This window comes from Agromyces intestinalis (assembly GCF_008365295.1).
Lineage (GTDB): Bacteria > Actinomycetota > Actinomycetes > Actinomycetales > Microbacteriaceae > Agromyces > Agromyces intestinalis.
This window is the reverse complement of the sequence record NZ_CP043505.1, coordinates 3,015,935-3,032,155: the sequence shown is the minus strand read 5'-3', so window position 1 is coordinate 3,032,155 and position 16,221 is coordinate 3,015,935. Positions and strand designations below refer to the sequence as shown.

Here is a 16,221-nt window from a genome sequence, read left to right as displayed (position 1 = left end):
GCGCGCGGTCACGCCTTGCGCATGTAGGCGCGCACCGTGAGCGGTGCGAAGACCGCCACGATGACGGCCGCGCCGATGAGCGCGATCATCGCGTCCGATCCGACGACGCCGTTGTTCACGAGCTCGCGAACGGCGGTCACGAGGTGCGACACGGGGTTGATGTTGACGAACCACTGCAGCCAGTCGGGCATGGTGTCGGCGGGCACGAACGCGTTCGAGAGGAACGTCAGGGGGAACAGGATCAGGAAGCTGATGCCCTGCACGCTGCCGGCTGACCGAGCGATGACGCCGAAGAACGCGAAGATCCAGCTGACGGCCCACGAGCACGCGATGACGAGGAGCCCGGCGCCGATGACCGCGCTGAGCCCGCCTTCGGGGCGGAAGCCCATCACGAACCCCATGACGAAGGTCAGCGTCGTCGCGATCGCGTAGCGGAGCGTGTCGGCCAGCAGCGCCCCCGACAGCGGCGCGATGCGCGCGATCGGCAGCGATCGGAACCGATCGAACACGCCCTTGTCCATATCCTCTCGCAGCTGCACGCCCGTCACGACCGAGGTCGTGATGACCGTCTGCACCAGGATGCCGGGAATGATGATCGGCAGATAGCTCGCGACGTCGCCGGCGATGGCGCCGCCGAAGATGTACGTGAACATCAGCGTGAAGATGATCGGCTGCACCGTGACGTCGATGAGCTGCTCAGGGGTGCGCCGGATCTTCACCAGGCCGCGGTAGGCCATCGTGAACGTGTTCTGCAGCGTCTGGGCGATGCTCGTGGTGTTCTTCAGCCGGCGCTCGGAGGCCGGGACGATCCTGGTGGGTGCGGTGAGGGTGCTCATGCGTTCACCTGCTCCTTCTCGCTCGACTGGTCGGCGGGTTCCGTCTGGTCGGTCGCATCGTGACCGGTGATGGTGAGGAAGACCTCGTCGAGCGTCGGCTTCTGCACGCTCATCTCGGTGAGGTGGATGCCGGCCTCGCGGAGGGTGATGAGGAGGTCGGCGACCCGGTCGGGGTCGGCCATCGGCGCAGTGATGCGCGCCGCTTCGGGCGAGAGCGTGCCGTGGACGCCGAGGACTCGTGCGATGACGCGGAGTGCGTCGTCGGTGTCGGCCGGGTCGGCGAGTCGAAGCTGCAGCGACGAGGTGCCGACCGATGCCTTCAGCTCGTCGGCGGTTCCCTCGGCGACCACCCGGCCCCGGTCGATGACAGCGATGCGGTCGGCGAGTTGGTCGGCCTCGTCGAGGTACTGCGTCGTGAGCACGACGGTCGATCCGGTCGAGACGAGCTCGCGGATCGTGTCCCACATCTGACCGCGCGTGCGCGGGTCGAGTCCTGTGGTCGGCTCATCGAGGAAGATGAGCGGCGGCTGCGCGATGAGGGACGCTGCGAGGTCGAGGCGGCGGCGCATGCCGCCGGAGAACTTCTTCAGCGGGCGTCTGGCCGCCTCGGAGAGGCCGAAGCGCTCGAGCAGGTCCTCGGACTTGGCGCGAGCCTCGGCCCGGCTGAGACCGAGCAGGCGCGAGAAGATGACGAGGTTCTCGGTGGCCGAGAGCGTCTCGTCGACCGATGCGAACTGCCCGGTCACCCCGATCAGCTGGCGCACGACCTGCGGTTCCTTGACGACGTCATGGCCGAAGATGCGGCCCGTGCCGCCGTCGGGTCGCAGCAGGGTCGCGAGCATGTTGATGGTGGTGGTCTTGCCGGCGCCGTTCGGGCCGAGCACGCCGTACACGGTGCCGGTCGCGACCCGCAGGTCGACGCCGTCGACGGCGCGGTTCTGGCCGAAGACCTTGACGAGCCCGTCGGCCTCGACGGCCCAGGGTGATGCTGTCATCGCGGTTTCCTTTCTGGAGATGTCGATGCCACGATCCGAGTGTTCCGGGGCAGGCTCACGCCGCGCTGTCGCGGCGCTTGCAGCGACTCGTCGCGGAGTGCGCGACGTGCAAGAGGCGACCGGTCGGATGCCTCGTCATGAGCTGCGAGTATCGGCCGACTCGACCTGAGCCGCCGCGGCGGAGGTTTCGTGACATCCGACCCCCGTCTACGCAGGATGCACCGCTGCCGCGCCGGATAACTGCGCGATCTGCCACGTATCCTTGAAGATGTGACAGCGTTCGTCTCAGCCCTCGATCTGTTCTCGATCGGGATCGGGCCCTCGAGTTCGCACACCGTCGGGCCGATGCGGGCCGCGGCGGACTTCGTCGATCGCATCGACCAGCGGGGCGGACTCGATCGGGTGCGGCGCGTCACGTGCTCGCTGTACGGCTCGCTCGGCGCGACCGGACTCGGCCACGGCACCCCCGACGCGGTCGTCGCCGGGCTCTCGGGGCTCCGCCCCGAAGACTGCGACCCCGATCTGGTGCGCGGCGCGTGGACGCGACTCGACGATGCCGATGACGCCGGAGACGACTCCGGCACCGTCCGACTCGCGGGCCGGCATCCGATCCGCATGCGCAGCACGGATGTCTCGCTCGAACCCCGCACGCGGCTTCCGGGGCATCCGAACGCGCTGACCCTCCAGGCCTGGGGTGACGACGCGCTGCCGCTCGCCGAAGAGACCTACTACTCCGTCGGCGGCGGGTTCATCCGCCGCGAAGGCGAGACCCGCGAAGAGGCCGAGGCCCTGCGGTACCCGCTGCCGTACTCGAACGCGGCCGAACTGATCGGCCTCTGCGACGCGCACGGCGTGTCCCTCTGCGACATCGCGCGGCACAACGAGGTCGCCATCCACGGCGAGGCCGGCATCGACGCCGGGCTCGACGCGATCTGGGACGCGATGGCCGAGTGCGTCGCGCACGGCCTCGACACCGAGGGCACGCTGCCCGGCGGGCTCGGCGTGAAGCGCCGCGCGCCCGAGGTGCGACGCCGGCTCGACGCGTACGACCACGACGAGCAGGCGCACGCCAGCGCCGCCCGCGATACCTCGATCGAGTGGCTGCACGCGTTCGCTCTCGCGGTGAACGAAGAGAACGCGTCGGGCGGACGCGTGGTCACCGCCCCAACGAACGGCGCGGCGGGAATCCTCCCGGCCGTCGGCCACTACTACCTGCGGTTCGTGCCCGGCGCTGACCGCGCTGGCATCCGACGGTTCCTGCTCACGGCGGCGGCGATCGCGAGCCTCGTGAAGAAGAACGCCTCCATCTCGGGTGCCGAGGGCGGCTGCCAGGCCGAGGTCGGCTCGGCGTGCGCGATGGCCGCGGGGGCGCTGTGCGCCGTGCTCGGCGGCACCCCGCGCCAGGTCGAGAACGCGGCCGAGATCGCGATGGAGCACCACCTCGGGCTCACCTGCGACCCGGTCGCGGGGCTCGTGCAAGTGCCGTGCATCGAGCGCAACGCGATCGCTGCCTCGACGGCGGTATCGGCGGCGCGACTCGCCCTGCACGGCGACGGAACCCACCTCGTCTCCCTCGATACGGTCATCGAGACGATGCGTCAGACCGGCCTCGACATGATGACGAAGTACAAGGAGACGAGCGAGGGCGGCCTCGCCGTCAACGTCATCGAGTGCTGAGCGGGCGAGCACCCCGCACATTTCGCCCGGTTTCGCCAGGGATGCCCCGCCGCCAGCGCTGAGGCGTAGCCTTCCCGGCATGACCGCTCTCGAGCTTCCCGGCCCTCTCGTCTCCGTCGACTGGCTCGCCGAACGACTCGACGACCCGCGCCTCGTCGTGCTCGACGCGACGACGCTGCTCGTCGACGCGCCCGGCGGCGGCAAGGCGTGGGTGAGCGGTCTCGACCGCTACCTCATCGACGGCCACCTTCCCGGGGCGGGCTTCGCCGACCTGCTCGAGTCGTTCTCCGACCCGTCCGGCCGTCACCCGTTCACACTGCCCGACGCCGACCGGGTCCGCGCCGCGGCCGCCGAGGTCGGCATCGGCGCCGAGTCGAGTGTGGTGCTCTACGATACGGCGAACGGGCGCTTCGCCGCCCGCCTCTGGTGGTTGCTCCGCTCGTTCGGTCTCGAACGCGCAGCGGTGCTCGACGGCGGCCTCGCCGCCTGGCGCGGGGCCGCGCTCCCGGTCGAGACCGGGCACGTCGAGCCCCACCAGGCCGCGACCGAGTTCGAACCCGTCGCGCTCCCCGGCTTCTGGGCCGATCGCGCCGATGTCGAGGCGGTCCTCGACGGCTCCGCCCCCGCGGCGCTCGTGTGCTCGCTGCCGCCGGCGGTCTTCCGCGGCGATTCGGGAATCCCGGGCCCGTCGGGCCATATCCCGGGCAGCGTGAACGTGCCGGCCGCAGCGCTCGTCGATCCGACATCCAACCGCGTCGTCGAGCCTGCGAGCCTGGTCGCGGCGCATGCCGCCGTGCCCGACGAGGGTCCGGTCATCCTGTACTGCGCGGCCGGCATCGCGGCCTCACTCGGCGCGCTCGCGCTGACGGTGCAGGGGCGCACCGGTGTGCGGGTCTACGACGGGTCGCTCAACGAGTGGGGCGACGACCCCGACGCACCGCTCGTGACCGCCGCCTGACCGAATATCGGGCAGCTAGCAGGCGCACGAGATCGCCCCGACGCTCTGCCCGGCCGGCACCGCCGCGGGCGCGACGTTCACGGTCGCGTCCACGGCTGGCTGCACCGGCCCGTCGGCGGTCTCGAACGCGAACCCCTCGCGCACCCAGTACTCGAACCCGCCGATCATCTCCTTGACGGGATACCCGAGCAGCGCGAGCTCGAGCGCGGCGCGTGTGGCGCCGTTGCATCCGGGGCCCCAGCAGTAGACGACGACCGGCGTCCCGGCCGGCACCAGGTCGGCCACCTCGTCGCGGATGCGACGGGTCGGCAGGTGCACCGCACCCGGCACGTGCCCCTGCGCCCACGCCTGGTCGTTGCGGGTGTCGATGAGTGTGAAGCCCCGAGCATCCGAATCGAGCGCGGCGCGCACGTCCGAGACATCCGTCTCGTATGCCAGCCGCCCTCGGAAGTGCCGCACCGCGTTCTCGGCGGACGCGACGTGGTCGAACAGGGCGGAGGTGGCGGTGGCGACTTCAGTCATGTGCCGAGCATGTCAGGATGCTCCGCACGAGTGCCCGGCGGAATCCGTCGACGTTCGTCGACATTCTGCCAAGCTGCCTCACCCCGCGAAGAACCCCGCGACCGCCGCAGCCAGCCCGCGCAGGTCATCCAGATGCGCGAGCTCCCGCGCCGAGTGCATCGACAGCAGCGGAGCCCCGACATCCACCGTGCGGATCCCGAGCCGCGTCGCCGCGAGCGGCCCGATCGTCGAGCCGCACGGAATCCGGTTGTTCGACACGAATGCCTGCACCGCCACGCCCGCCCGCTCGCACATCTCGCGCCAGAGCGCGGCACCGTGCGCGTCGCTCGCATACCGCTGATTGGCGTTGAGCTTCAACAGCGGACCACCGCCGAGCACGGGTCGGTTCACCGGGTCGTGCTTCTCGGGATAGTTCGGGTGCACCGCGTGCCCCGCGTCGCTCGAGACGAGCCACGACTCGGCGAACGCACGCCGCCGCGCCTCCTCGTCGGCCCCGCGCCCGGCCGCGATGCGCGCCAGCACGTCCTCGAGGAACGGCCCGCTCGCGCCCGAGCGCGACTCCGAGCCGAGTTCCTCGTGGTCGAATGCGGCGAGCAGGCTCGCATGCGCGGCATCCGTCGGCGCATCCAGCAGTGCGATCAGCCCCGCGTACACCGAGGTGAGGTTGTCCATCCGGCCCGAGGCGACGAACACCGCGTCCCGGCCGAACCGCGCGGGCGGCGTGGCCGGCGCGGTCAGCACGTCGTAGCCGACGATGTCGGATGCTGCGACTCCCGCGTCCGCGGCGAGCACCTCGAGCACGTCGCCCGGCTCGCCCGCGCCCCAGACGGGCTGGGTGTGGGTCTGCTTGTCGAGAACCAGCCCCTGGCCGATCTCGCGATCGAGGTGGATCGCCAGCTGCGGGATGCGCAGCAGCGGCCCCGTGCGGGCGAGGTGCTCGACACCGTCACGGGTGACGAGCCGCCCGGCGAGTTCGAGCTCGCGGTCGAGCCACGAGTTCAGCAACGGCCCGCCGTACACCTCGACGCCGGCCTGCAGCAGCCCCGCCGCCGCCGTCGACGGGTTGGGCTTCAGCTTGAACCCGGGAGAGTCGGTGTGCGCACCGAGCAGCCGGAACGGCGTCAGCGCCTCGGCACCCTCGGGCTCGACCCACGCGATGACCGCGCCGTCGCGCACGACGAACCGGCGGCCGGGTCCGGTCGGCCAGCCGTCTCGCTCCTCGAGCCGAGCGAACCCGGCCGCCTCGAGCCGCCGCGCGACCTCGGCGGCCGCGTGGTACGACGAGGGCGAGGCCGAGACGAAATCGGCGAAGTCGGCGAAGAACGCGTCGGGGTCGGTGAGCGAGGCAGCGGTCGGCATCCCTCCATCCAACCACTGGTGCGGCACCGGACGGGAAGCGCCGCATCAGCTGGTCGAGGAGCGCCCGCACCGCGAAAACAGGACCAGCCGCATCATCCCCTGCCCACAGCACCCTTGACCCGGCTCATCCTGTTTCCCCGGCAGGCTGTGGGAGGCATCCACCTCGTGCGGGAAATCGAGTCTCAGCCCCGCTGTCACGCAGGGATACATCCTCACGCTTGCACCATGACCGGGCCCGAGGACCGCGATGTTCGCTACGCGAACCGCACCACGGCCTGCAGCCGCGAGCGCACCTCCATGACCTCGGTGCCGCCGAGGTGCGCCGAGCCGGGCAGCCCCTCGCGCACCGCGCTCGCCAGCCGCGACGATCGCACGAGCGCGACGACGGCGCCGCGCACCGTGCCGCCGACCTGCAGCGGCTCGGCGAGGTGCTCGTCGGGCACGACCACCATGAGCGCGGTGGGCTTCACCCTCGCCGCCCGCGAGATCGCCTTCGCGCGCGCGGCGAGCGCGTGCACCGGTCGCTCGCGTCCGAGCACCTCGCCGACGACCTCGGTGCGTCGCAGCGAGACCTCGCCGCCCCAGTCCTCCGACTGGATCGCGAACAACCCGGAGGGGCCGAGCACGAGATGGTCGAGCTTCGGCGGAAGGCTCGGGCCCGCGGCATCCGTTGCGAGGTCGTGCCAGACGGTGTACGCGATGCCGAGTGTCGCGAGCGACCGCGCGGTCTGCTCCTCGACGAGGGCGTCGGCGAGCAGGTGACGGATGTCGCGGGGCGCGCCGCGCACGAGCGCCGGGTCGTACGGGTCGTCGACCGTGACGCCGCGGCCCACCCACTCGCGGATCAGCTCGAGGTACCGCTCGCGCGAGAACCCGCCGGGATGCCCGTACGAGCGGGCGAGGGGCCGCGAGTCGCGCCGCGCCCGAGGGGCGGCGGGCGCCCAGGCCTCACGCGACGCGTCGGCGGTGCCGTAGCCTCGCCCTCGGTCGTACGCGGCCCGAGCCTCGGGCGTGCCGATCATCGCCCACGCGCGCTGCACCGCGTGGAATGCGGCGGGGTCGCCGCCGGTGTCGGGGTGCGCCTGCCGCAGGGCACGCCGGTAGGCCGCGCGCAGCGCTGCGTCGTCGGCGTCGGCGGAGACGCCGATGATCTCGTACGGGGACGCGGAGAGCGGACTGTCGGCCATGGGCTCGCTTTCGGGGGTGCGAGATGAGAATACCCGCGCCCGCCGAGCCGCGCCTGAAGCGAGCATGCCTCGTGGATAGACTCCGCGCAGGCGGGTCCTGACGCGGGCCCGAGACGGAGGCGCACCATGCTGGACGTGAACTATTGGGCGGTCATCCTCGCGACGCTCTCGACACTCGTGATCGGCTCGATCTGGTACACGCCGAAGGTGTTCGGCAGACGGTGGGCCGAACTCGCGAAGGTCGACCTCGACAACCCCGGCAACGCGTTCGGCGCCGTCATCACCACGGTCGTCGTCAGCTTCATCACCGCGTGGGTGCTGGCGATCACCACGCAGACGGCGTGGGTGGCGTGGGGCGGCGGCTACCTCGGCCTCGCGCTCGGCGTCGGCACCATGCTGTGGGCGGGGTTCACCGCGGCCCGCTTCATCACGCACGACGCGTTCGAGGGGCGGCCACCGGCGCTCACCCTCATGAACATCGCGCACGAGCTCGTCACCGTGGTCGTGATGGCGCTCATCATCGGCGTGTGGCCGCCGGCCGGCACCGTCTAGGACTGGTGCGCGGCCGGCACGAGCAGTCCGTCGTGCACGAGCGCGCGCACCTCGGGTGCGAGCTCGGCCCAGAGCGCGACGGCATCGGCGTCGAGCAGGTCGGCGATCGCGTCCGAGATCGCTCCGAGCGGCAATGATCCGTCGGATGCCCCGACCAGCGCGGTGAGCGCGGTGCCCGCGTCGATCGCCCGCCCGAATCCGCCGCCTTGGCGCAGCAGGATCGCGGTCGGCTGCTCGGCGCCGGGCCAGTGGTGGCGTTCCTCGGTGACGTCGGGCGCGACGACGAGGGCGAGGCCGCGCAGGGCATCGTCGTCGAGCGCGTCCACGATGTCGGATGCCTCGAGCACCGCGTCGAAGTGCGCGCCGAGACCGCCCGGGTTGTCGCCGACCGGGCCGTGCCGGCGTTCCACGCGACGCAGCGTCGGCGCTCGCCCGCCTCCGGGTCGGCGCAGCAGCACGTACCCGAATCCGACCGAGTCGACGCCGCGCCGGGCGAAGTCATCGAGCCATGCCGCGTGCAGCGCCTCGAACTCGGCCGACCCCGGCCGGGTGCCACCGTCGCGGATCCACGTCTCGGCGTAGGCGCTCGGATCCTGACGTTCGCGTTCGACGATCCAGTACTCGAGCCCGGTGCCGGCGAGCCATCCGACGACCCGAGCGAGGCCGTCGCCATCGCTGTCGCCGTCCGTGCCGCCATCCGTGCCGCCGCGATACTCCCAGTTCGCGAGGAACTGCGCGATGCCGCCCGGCGCGAGGTGTTCGGCGGCGCCGCGTACGACCGCCTCGACGATGCCGTCGCCGACGAGTCCGCCGTCGCGGTACTCGTAGCTCGGCACGCCCTCGACCCGTGGCGTGATGACGAACGGCGGGTTCGACACGATCCGGTCGAACCGCTCGCCCGCGACCGGCTCGTAGAGGCTGCCGATGCGGAACTCGATCGTGTCGACGCGGTTCAACGCCGCGGCGAACCGGGCGAGCGCCAGTGCGCGCGCCGAGATGTCGGTCGCGATCACCCGGTCGCTGAACCGCGATGCGTGCAGGGCCTGGATGCCGCTGCCGGTGCCCAGGTCGAGCGTGCGGTGGGCGGGCCGCTGCACGATGAGGCCGCTCAGCGTCGTGGACGCCCCGCCGACGCCGAGCACGTGGTCCTCGGGCAGCGCGCCACCGACCGCGAGCTCGCCGAGGTCCGATGCGATCCACCATTCGTCCGCGCCGATCGCGTCGGTGAACGCGTACGGCCGCAGGTCGATCAGCGGCGTCACCAGGTCGGGATCAGAGCGGTCGGATACCGCGAGCCCCAGTTCGATCGCGCCGCCGACGCCGAGCGTCGGCAGGGCGGCGCCGAGCGCGTCGGCGTCGACGCGCAGACCGAGCAGCAGGAACCGCACCAGTGTCGCGAGCGCGGCATCCGTCGCGTCGACCTCCGCAAGCGCCCGCTCCGCGGGCACCCGGTGCCCGCGCCGAAGCGCGTCGCCCGGGTGCGTGCGCGCGACCGCGATCCGCCGTTCCCACAGCGCCTCGATCGCGTCGACCGTGTACGGCGTGCGTTCGAGGTCGGTGCGCAACCGGTCGACGAGATCGGCGGACGCGGCATCCGGCGCGACGTCGAAGCGTGACTCCAAGCCCATGCCCCCATTCAACCCGGTCACCAGCGCGTCATCCTGCCGACATCCGGGGACGCCCGACGTAACCCGCGCGTCACACGTACCCCGTAGCGTGACTAGCATCGAGAGAGCGAGGGGAGGTCGCGATGCCGCAGTCGACGACACTGGAACAACTCCGCCAGGAGGCGCGCGACGAATTGTCCGCGCTCATCGAGCTGCGCTGCCGGCTCGGCGAAGACCCGTGGGCGTTCCTGCCCGAACTGCCGTCGGTCGACGAGCAGGTCGTCGCGACGCTCCGCGAAGAGCGCCTGCATTCCGAGCGCTGGAGTCCCGCTCGGGCCCGCGCCTATCACCCGACCGCGAAGGCCGGCGACGCGGCCAGGTTCGAGTTCGAGGTGCTGCGCGACATCGCGGCCGATCACCCCGAGCTCAGTCGCGCGGTGTGGTCGATGCTCGACCGGGTGCCGTCGAGCTGGTAGCCCGCCGCTGCACGCGCATCCACGTGAAGAACCCGAAGATCGTGAACGCGCCGTACACGAGGTAGAGCGTCGCCGACGCCCAGTACCCGGCGCTGATGAGCAGCGGCACGCCGACCGCGTCGACCGCGACCCAGATCAACCAGAACTCGGTCCACCCCTTCGCCATGCCCCACGTCGCCAGCAGCGACCCGACGAAGATCCACGCATCGGCCCACACCGGCTCGAACGAGCCCAGCGCGCGGAACACGGGTGTGAGCAGCAGCGTGCCGCCGAGCATGACGGCGACCAGTGCCAGCCGCACCTTCCAGCCGGCCCAGTGCGGGTCGACCGCCGTGTCGGCGACGTGCCGGTGCTGCGACCACCGGATCCATCCGTAGACCGACACCGTGATGAACATGATCTGCCGGCCCGCCTGACCGAGCAGGTTCACCGGGTTCGGCGTGCCGAACACCGCGCCGAGGAACACCGTGAGCAGCAGCAGGTTGCCGACGATGCCGACCGGCCACGCCCAGACCTTGCGTCGCAGCCCGCCGATCGCACTCGCGAGACCGAAGAGGTTGCCGACGATCTCGCGCCAGAGGATCTGCTGGTCGCCGATCACGAGGGTCGCGTCGAACAGCCACTCGATCGGGTTCATGCGGCGAGGCTCCGCAGCCGGTCGGCGTCGCCGACGGGCAGCGCGCAGACGAACGCCTCGCACCGGTAGGCGAGCGCGTCGCCACCCGAGCTCCGCGCTTCGAACAGCTCGAACCCGGCCTCGGCGAAGGCTGCGGCCTGGGCGTCGGTCACGACGACGGCGACGGATGCCTCGTGCTGACGCGTCTCGTCGGCGAGCTCCGACGCTGCGCCGGCCGCCGCGACGACGGTGACCACCTGCACGAGCGGCGCGTCGAGGTCGGCGAGCAGGCGCAGGGTGCCGCCGAACGCGATCGGGCGCGCGAGCGCGGGGTCCACGAGCGCGGATGCCGCCCGCTCCGCGGCATCTCGGTACCGATCGCCCGCGCCGAGCGCGTGCAGCAGCCGCGCCGCGTCGGCGATCGTCGTGATGCCCGACGGAGCGGCCCCCTCCGCGGGGTCGGCCGGCAGGGCGAGACCCCGGGCGGCAAGCACCGGATCGGCGCCGTCGGGTGCTGCGAACCCGGAGGCGGAGCTGGATGCCGCGGTGCCCGCGTCGATCGCGGCGTCGACGAGGTCGCGTGCGGCTGCGGCGTAGCGCACGTCGCCGGTGGCCGCAGCGACCTCGATGAGGCCGCCCGCCAACATGCCCGTGTCCTCGAGCGTCGAGCTCGCGGTGGACGCGACGCCGTCGCGAGACGCGCGCAGCAGTCGGCCGTCGTCGGTCACGTGGCGCTCGAGCAGCCAGTCGGCGGTCTCTCGCGCTGCGGCGATCGCCGCGTCGTCCCCGAGCACCGCCCCCGCCCTCGCCAAAGCGCCGATCGCGAGCCCGTTCCATCCCGTGAGGATCTTCTCATCGAGCGGTGGCGGCTCGAGCCCCGCCCGCCCGTCGCGGTCGCGCGCGTAGTATCCGCCCTCGTTGCGTACGCCGTCGATGGTGCTCTCGGAGTCCTGTGCGCTCGCGAAGCCGCCGCCCGGCACCCGCATCGTCTCGAGCAGGAACCGCACCAGGTCGCGGGCGAGCGCCTCGAGCCGCGGCGCGTCGGCCGAAGCCGAGCGTCGCGCATCCGCGATGAGCTCGGCCGCGAGCCCGAGCAGCAGCGCGTTGTCCGACAGCATTCGCTCGTAGTGCGGTTCGCTCCAGTCGGCCCGGGTCGCGTACCGGAAGAACCCCCCGTCGACCGGGTCGCGCAGCGGCGACGCCCCCATCCGCAGCAGCGTCCGCCGCGCGAGCGCACGCGGATCGCCGCCCATGCCCGCGAGGAACGCCAGCACGGGCGCGACCGGGAACTTCGGCGCACCGCCGAACCCCCCGTGCACCGGATCCTCGCCGGCCGCGAGTTGCGCAGCGGCGCGTTCGAGCACCGCGCGCTGCGGCGGCGCGGACTCGGGACCGAACACGGATGCCTCGGCCAGTGCCTCGGCGACGGCCGACGCCGTGGCATCGAGCTCATCCCGCCGATCGTGCCACGCCTCATCGACCGCGAGCAGCACCTCGCGGAACGCCGGGACCCCGCCGACCGCGCGCGGCGGGAAGTACGTGCCGGCGTAGAACGCCCGACCTTTCGGGTCGGCGAAGACCGTCAACGGCCAGCCGAGTTGGCGCGTGAACGCACTCGCCGCGGCCAGGTACGCGCCATCGACCTCGGGATGCTCCTCCCGGTCGACCTTGATCGCGACGAAACGTTCGTTCAGCAGCTGCGCGATCGCCGGATCGCTGAAGCTCTCACGGGCCATCACGTGGCACCAGTGGCACGTGGCGTAGCCGATCGAGATCATCACCGGAACGCCGCGCTCGACCGCGGCGGCGAAGGCCTCTTCACCCCACGGGTACCAGTCGACCGGGTTGTCGGCATGCGCCCGGAGATACGGGCTCACCGCGTTCGCGAGTCGATCGGCCATACGACCAGCGTATTGCCGAGCGCGTGCCCGCGCCGGAGTGCGTCGCAGCGAGCGGGTGAACGAAGCGGGCGTTAACCAAGAAGAGCCGCCCATCTCTGGGCGGCTCCTCTCGAAAGGATGTCCGGCGGTGTCCTACTCTCCCACAGGGTCGCCCCTGCAGTACCATCGGCGCTGTCAGTCTTAGCTTCCGGGTTCGGAATGTGTCCGGGCGTTTCCCTGACGCTATGGCCGCCGAAACTCTAGAACCAACGTGCCCGCCCGGGTGGGTGGGGGTTGGTGGTCTGTGTTTCGAACACTGTTCTGTTGTCGGTGTTCTGTGTTGTGTGTTGGGTTTCCGTCTGAAGGGAACCACAGAGTGGACGCGAGCAACCAGGAAATTCCTTTGAACTGGAATGTGGGGTTGTCAAGTTGTTGGCATATTAGTACCGGTCAGCTGCACAAGTCGTTAGTCCTTGCTTCCACATCCGGCCTATCAACCCAGTCGTCTACTGGGAGCCTCTCCCCCTCGAAAGGGGATGGAAATCTCATCTCGAGGCCGGCTTCCCGCTTAGATGCTTTCAGCGGTTATCCATCCCGAACGTAGCTAACCAGCGGTGCTCCTGGCGGAACAACTGGCACACCAGAGGTTCGTCCAACCCGGTCCTCTCGTACTAGGGTCAGATCCTCTCAAATTTCCTACGCGCGCAGCGGATAGGGACCGAACTGTCTCACGACGTTCTAAACCCAGCTCGCGTACCGCTTTAATGGGCGAACAGCCCAACCCTTGGGACCTACTCCAGCCCCAGGATGCGACGAGCCGACATCGAGGTGCCAAACCATGCCGTCGATATGGACTCTTGGGCAAGATCAGCCTGTTATCCCCGAGGTACCTTTTATCCGTTGAGCGACAGCGCTTCCACAAGCCACTGCCGGATCACTAGTCCCGACTTTCGTCCCTGCTCGACCTGTCAGTCTCACAGTCAAGCTCCCTTGTGCACTTACACTCGCCACCTGATTGCCAACCAGGTTGAGGGAACCTTTGGGCGCCTCCGTTACTCTTTGGGAGGCAACCGCCCCAGTTAAACTACCCACCAGGCACTGTCCCTGAACCGGATCACGGTTCGAAGTTAGACATCCAGAGTGACCAGAGTGGTATTTCAACAACGACTCCACGAACACTGGCGTGCCCGCTTCAAAGTCTCCCACCTATCCTACACAAGCCACACCGAACACCAATACCAAGCTGTAGTAAAGGTCACGGGGTCTTTCCGTCCTGCTGCGCGTAACGAGCATCTTTACTCGTAGTGCAATTTCGCCGAGTTCGCGGTTGAGACAGCTGGGAAGTCGTTACGCCATTCGTGCAGGTCGGAACTTACCCGACAAGGAATTTCGCTACCTTAGGATGGTTATAGTTACCACCGCCGTTTACTGGGGCTTAAATTCTCAGCTTCGCCTTGCGGCTAACCGGTCCTCTTAACCTTCCAGCACCGGGCAGGCGTCAGTCCGTATACATCGTCTTGCGACTTGGCACGGACCTGTGTTTTTAGTAAACAGTCGCTTCCCACTGGTCTCTGCGGCCACTCCACGCTTCCCCCAGCAAGTGGGTTCACGCTTCGGGCCCCCCTTCTCCCGAAGTTACGGGGGCATTTTGCCGAGTTCCTTAACCACGATTCTCTCGATCTCCTCGGTATTCTCTACCTGACCACCTGAGTCGGTTTGGGGTACGGGCGGCTAGAACCTCGCGTCGATGCTTTTCTCGGCAGCATAGGATCACCCACTTTTCATCCGCATCGCGTCTCAGCCTGTATGAACCGCGGATTTGCCTACGGTTCGGCCTACACGCTTGCCCCGGGTCAACCATCGCCCGGGTTGGGCTACCTTCCTGCGTCACACCTGTTAATACGCTCACCGCACCAGACCGGGTCCCACGCTCCCCACCACGATGCTCCCCGAAGGGAACGGTGTGATGGTTCGGATGGTTAGCATTACTGGATTGGTGTGGGCGGTTCTTCGCCGGTACGGGAATATCAACCCGTTGTCCATCGACTACGCCTGTCGGCCTCGCCTTAGGTCCCGACTTACCCAGGGAAGATTAGCTTGACCCTGGAACCCTTGGTCTTCCGGAGGACGGGTTTCTCACCCGTCTTTCGCTACTCATGCCTGCATTCTCACTCGTGTGCCGTCCACGGCTGGATCACTCCGCCGCTTCACCCGGCACACGACGCTCTCCTACCGATCCGCACGACTGGACCACGAAGGCCTATCGATAATGCGAATCCCACGACTTCGGCGGTGTGCTTGAGCCCCGTTACATTGTCGGCGCGGAATCACTTGACCAGTGAGCTATTACGCACTCTTTCAAGGGTGGCTGCTTCTAAGCCAACCTCCTGGTTGTCTGTGCAACTCCACATCCTTTCCCACTTAGCACACGCTTAGGGGCCTTAGTCGGTGGTCTGGGTTGTTTCCCTCTCGACGATGAAGCTTATCCCCCACCGTCTCACTGCTGCGCTCTCACTTACCGGCATTCGGAGTTTGGCTGACGTCAGTAACCTGTTGGGGCCCATCGGCCATCCAGTAGCTCTACCTCCGGCAAGAAACACGCAACGCTGCACCTAAATGCATTTCGGAGAGAACCAGCTATCACGAAGTTTGATTGGCCTTTCACCCCTATCCACAGCTCATCCCCTCCATTTTCAACTGAAGTGGGTTCGGTCCTCCACGACGTCTTACCGTCGCTTCAACCTGGCCATGGATAGATCACTTCGCTTCGGGTCTAGGACCTGCGACTGAATCGCCCTATTCAGACTCGCTTTCGCTACGGCTACCCCACACGGGTTAACCTCGCCACAAATCACTAACTCGCAGGCTCATTCTTCAAAAGGCACGCCGTCACAGCTACAAGGCTGCTCCGACGGATTGTAAGCGAACGGTTTCAGGTACTATTTCACTCCCCTCCCGGGGTACTTTTCACCTTTCCCTCACGGTACTTGTCCGCTATCGGTCATCTGGGAGTATTTAGGCTTACCAGGTGGTCCTGGCAGATTCACACGGGATTTCTCGGGCCCCGTGCTACTTGGGATACCTCTCCGGGCGGCACGACATTTCGGCTACGGGACTCACACCCACTCCGGTCCGGCTTTCAATCCGGTTCGCCTATACCATGCACAATCACCGTGGCTGTCCGGCAGAACAGCCCGAAAGGTCCCACAACCCCGACCATGCAACCCCTGCCGGGTATCACACATGACCGGTTTGGCCTCTTCCGCTTTCGCTCGCCACTACTCACGGAATCACGGTTGTTTTCTCTTCCTGTGGGTACTGAGATGTTTCACTTCCCCACGTTCCCTCTACCCGCCCTATACATTCAGGCGGGAGTCACCAGGTCACCCAAAGGGCCTGGCGGGGTTTCCCCATTCGGAAATCCTCGGATCACAGCTCGTTTATCAACTCCCCGAGGCTTATCGCAGATTACGACGTCCTTCTTCGGCTCCAGATGCCAAGGCATCCACCGTTCGCTCTTAGAAACTTGAAACCACACATGAGTTCAAAGAAACCA

Annotated in this window: 12 protein-coding genes and 2 rRNA genes; 4 read left to right on the top strand and 10 right to left on the bottom strand. The window is 68.6% G+C overall.

Features of this window, described 5'->3' with window-relative positions; genetic code table 11:
- Positions 1–8 precede the first annotated feature (8 nt).
- A complete protein-coding gene (locus FLP10_RS13785; protein ID WP_149161391.1) occupies positions 9–836 on the bottom strand; it encodes an ABC transporter permease in 828 nt (275 codons plus the stop codon).
- Positions 833–1,831 carry an ATP-binding cassette domain-containing protein gene (locus FLP10_RS13780; RefSeq protein ID WP_149161390.1) on the bottom strand — a complete coding sequence of 333 codons (999 nt, stop codon included), beginning with the start codon at positions 1,829–1,831 and terminating at the stop codon, positions 833–835. The genes FLP10_RS13785 and FLP10_RS13780 overlap by 4 nt, the downstream gene beginning before the upstream one ends.
- Positions 1,832–2,101: 270 nt before the next feature.
- On the opposite strand from FLP10_RS13780, the gene FLP10_RS13775 reads away from it, so the two are divergent.
- Both FLP10_RS13775 and FLP10_RS13770 read left to right on the top strand, forming a co-directional pair.
- Positions 2,102–3,508: an L-serine ammonia-lyase gene (locus tag FLP10_RS13775; protein ID WP_149161389.1), complete on the top strand. Its 1,407-nt coding sequence runs from the start codon at positions 2,102–2,104 to the stop codon at positions 3,506–3,508.
- 79 nt (positions 3,509–3,587) lie between these two features.
- Positions 3,588–4,466 carry a sulfurtransferase gene (locus FLP10_RS13770; protein ID WP_149161388.1) on the top strand — a complete coding sequence of 293 codons (879 nt, stop codon included), beginning with the start codon at positions 3,588–3,590 and terminating at the stop codon, positions 4,464–4,466.
- A gap of 15 nt (positions 4,467–4,481) precedes the next feature.
- Here the strand turns inward: FLP10_RS13770 and FLP10_RS13765 are convergent, their stop codons facing one another.
- The 3 genes from FLP10_RS13765 to FLP10_RS13755 all read right to left on the bottom strand — a co-directional run bounded on the left by FLP10_RS13765 (position 4,482) and on the right by FLP10_RS13755 (position 7,534).
- Positions 4,482–4,988, bottom strand: coding sequence for a rhodanese-like domain-containing protein (locus tag FLP10_RS13765; RefSeq protein WP_149161387.1), 507 nt, complete (start codon positions 4,986–4,988; stop codon positions 4,482–4,484).
- Positions 4,989–5,066: 78 nt separating this feature from the next.
- Complete coding sequence (locus FLP10_RS13760) at positions 5,067–6,347, bottom strand: M18 family aminopeptidase (protein ID WP_149161386.1); 1,281 nt, start codon at positions 6,345–6,347, stop codon at positions 5,067–5,069.
- Positions 6,348–6,601: 254 nt separating this feature from the next.
- Positions 6,602–7,534, bottom strand: coding sequence for a nuclease-related domain-containing protein (locus tag FLP10_RS13755; RefSeq protein WP_149161385.1), 933 nt, complete (start codon positions 7,532–7,534; stop codon positions 6,602–6,604).
- Between the two features lie 126 nt (positions 7,535–7,660).
- Between FLP10_RS13755 and FLP10_RS13750 the strand changes: the two genes are divergently transcribed.
- Positions 7,661–8,086 carry a DUF1761 domain-containing protein gene (locus FLP10_RS13750; RefSeq protein WP_149161384.1) on the top strand — a complete coding sequence of 142 codons (426 nt, stop codon included), beginning with the start codon at positions 7,661–7,663 and terminating at the stop codon, positions 8,084–8,086.
- Here FLP10_RS13750 and FLP10_RS13745 read toward each other — a convergent pair.
- Positions 8,083–9,714 (bottom strand): methyltransferase, encoded by a 1,632-nt coding sequence (locus FLP10_RS13745; protein WP_149161383.1) that lies wholly within the window; start codon positions 9,712–9,714, stop codon positions 8,083–8,085. The two genes, FLP10_RS13750 and FLP10_RS13745, sit on opposite strands and share 4 nt — an antisense overlap.
- A gap of 122 nt (positions 9,715–9,836) precedes the next feature.
- Between FLP10_RS13745 and FLP10_RS13740 the strand changes: the two genes are divergently transcribed.
- The gene (locus tag FLP10_RS13740) at positions 9,837–10,169 is read left to right on the top strand and encodes a hypothetical protein (protein WP_149161382.1); all 333 of its coding nucleotides are present in this window, start codon (positions 9,837–9,839) and stop codon (positions 10,167–10,169) included.
- On the opposite strand, the gene pnuC is transcribed toward FLP10_RS13740, so the two are convergent.
- From pnuC to FLP10_RS13720, 4 genes are all read right to left on the bottom strand, one after another.
- Entirely contained in the window at positions 10,120–10,806 is a 687-nt protein-coding gene (pnuC, locus tag FLP10_RS13735; protein WP_149161381.1) for a nicotinamide riboside transporter PnuC, read from the bottom strand. The two genes, FLP10_RS13740 and pnuC, sit on opposite strands and share 50 nt — an antisense overlap.
- Positions 10,803–12,686: a thioredoxin domain-containing protein gene (locus tag FLP10_RS13730; RefSeq protein ID WP_149161380.1), complete on the bottom strand. Its 1,884-nt coding sequence runs from the start codon at positions 12,684–12,686 to the stop codon at positions 10,803–10,805. Before FLP10_RS13730 ends, pnuC begins: the two co-directional genes overlap by 4 nt.
- 119 nt (positions 12,687–12,805) lie before the next feature.
- Positions 12,806–12,922: ribosomal RNA gene (gene rrf / locus FLP10_RS13725) — 5S ribosomal RNA — on the bottom strand.
- 163 nt (positions 12,923–13,085) lie between these two features.
- Positions 13,086–16,197 (bottom strand): 23S ribosomal RNA (locus FLP10_RS13720).
- Positions 16,198–16,221: the final 24 nt, after the last annotated feature.

Coding starts and splice junctions, on each gene's coding strand:
- FLP10_RS13780 (WP_149161390.1), bottom strand. CDS start 1,831: ATGACAGCATCACCCTGGGCCGTCGAGGCCGACGGGCTCGTCAAGGTC.
- pnuC (WP_149161381.1), bottom strand. CDS start 10,806: ATGAACCCGATCGAGTGGCTGTTCGACGCGACCCTCGTGATCGGCGAC.
- FLP10_RS13740 (WP_149161382.1), top strand. CDS start 9,837: ATGCCGCAGTCGACGACACTGGAACAACTCCGCCAGGAGGCGCGCGAC.
- FLP10_RS13730 (WP_149161380.1), bottom strand. CDS start 12,686: ATGGCCGATCGACTCGCGAACGCGGTGAGCCCGTATCTCCGGGCGCAT.
- FLP10_RS13745 (WP_149161383.1), bottom strand. CDS start 9,714: ATGGGCTTGGAGTCACGCTTCGACGTCGCGCCGGATGCCGCGTCCGCC.
- FLP10_RS13785 (WP_149161391.1), bottom strand. CDS start 836: ATGAGCACCCTCACCGCACCCACCAGGATCGTCCCGGCCTCCGAGCGC.
- FLP10_RS13765 (WP_149161387.1), bottom strand. CDS start 4,988: ATGACTGAAGTCGCCACCGCCACCTCCGCCCTGTTCGACCACGTCGCG.
- FLP10_RS13755 (WP_149161385.1), bottom strand. CDS start 7,534: ATGGCCGACAGTCCGCTCTCCGCGTCCCCGTACGAGATCATCGGCGTC.
- FLP10_RS13750 (WP_149161384.1), top strand. CDS start 7,661: ATGCTGGACGTGAACTATTGGGCGGTCATCCTCGCGACGCTCTCGACA.
- FLP10_RS13760 (WP_149161386.1), bottom strand. CDS start 6,347: ATGCCGACCGCTGCCTCGCTCACCGACCCCGACGCGTTCTTCGCCGAC.
- FLP10_RS13770 (WP_149161388.1), top strand. CDS start 3,588: ATGACCGCTCTCGAGCTTCCCGGCCCTCTCGTCTCCGTCGACTGGCTC.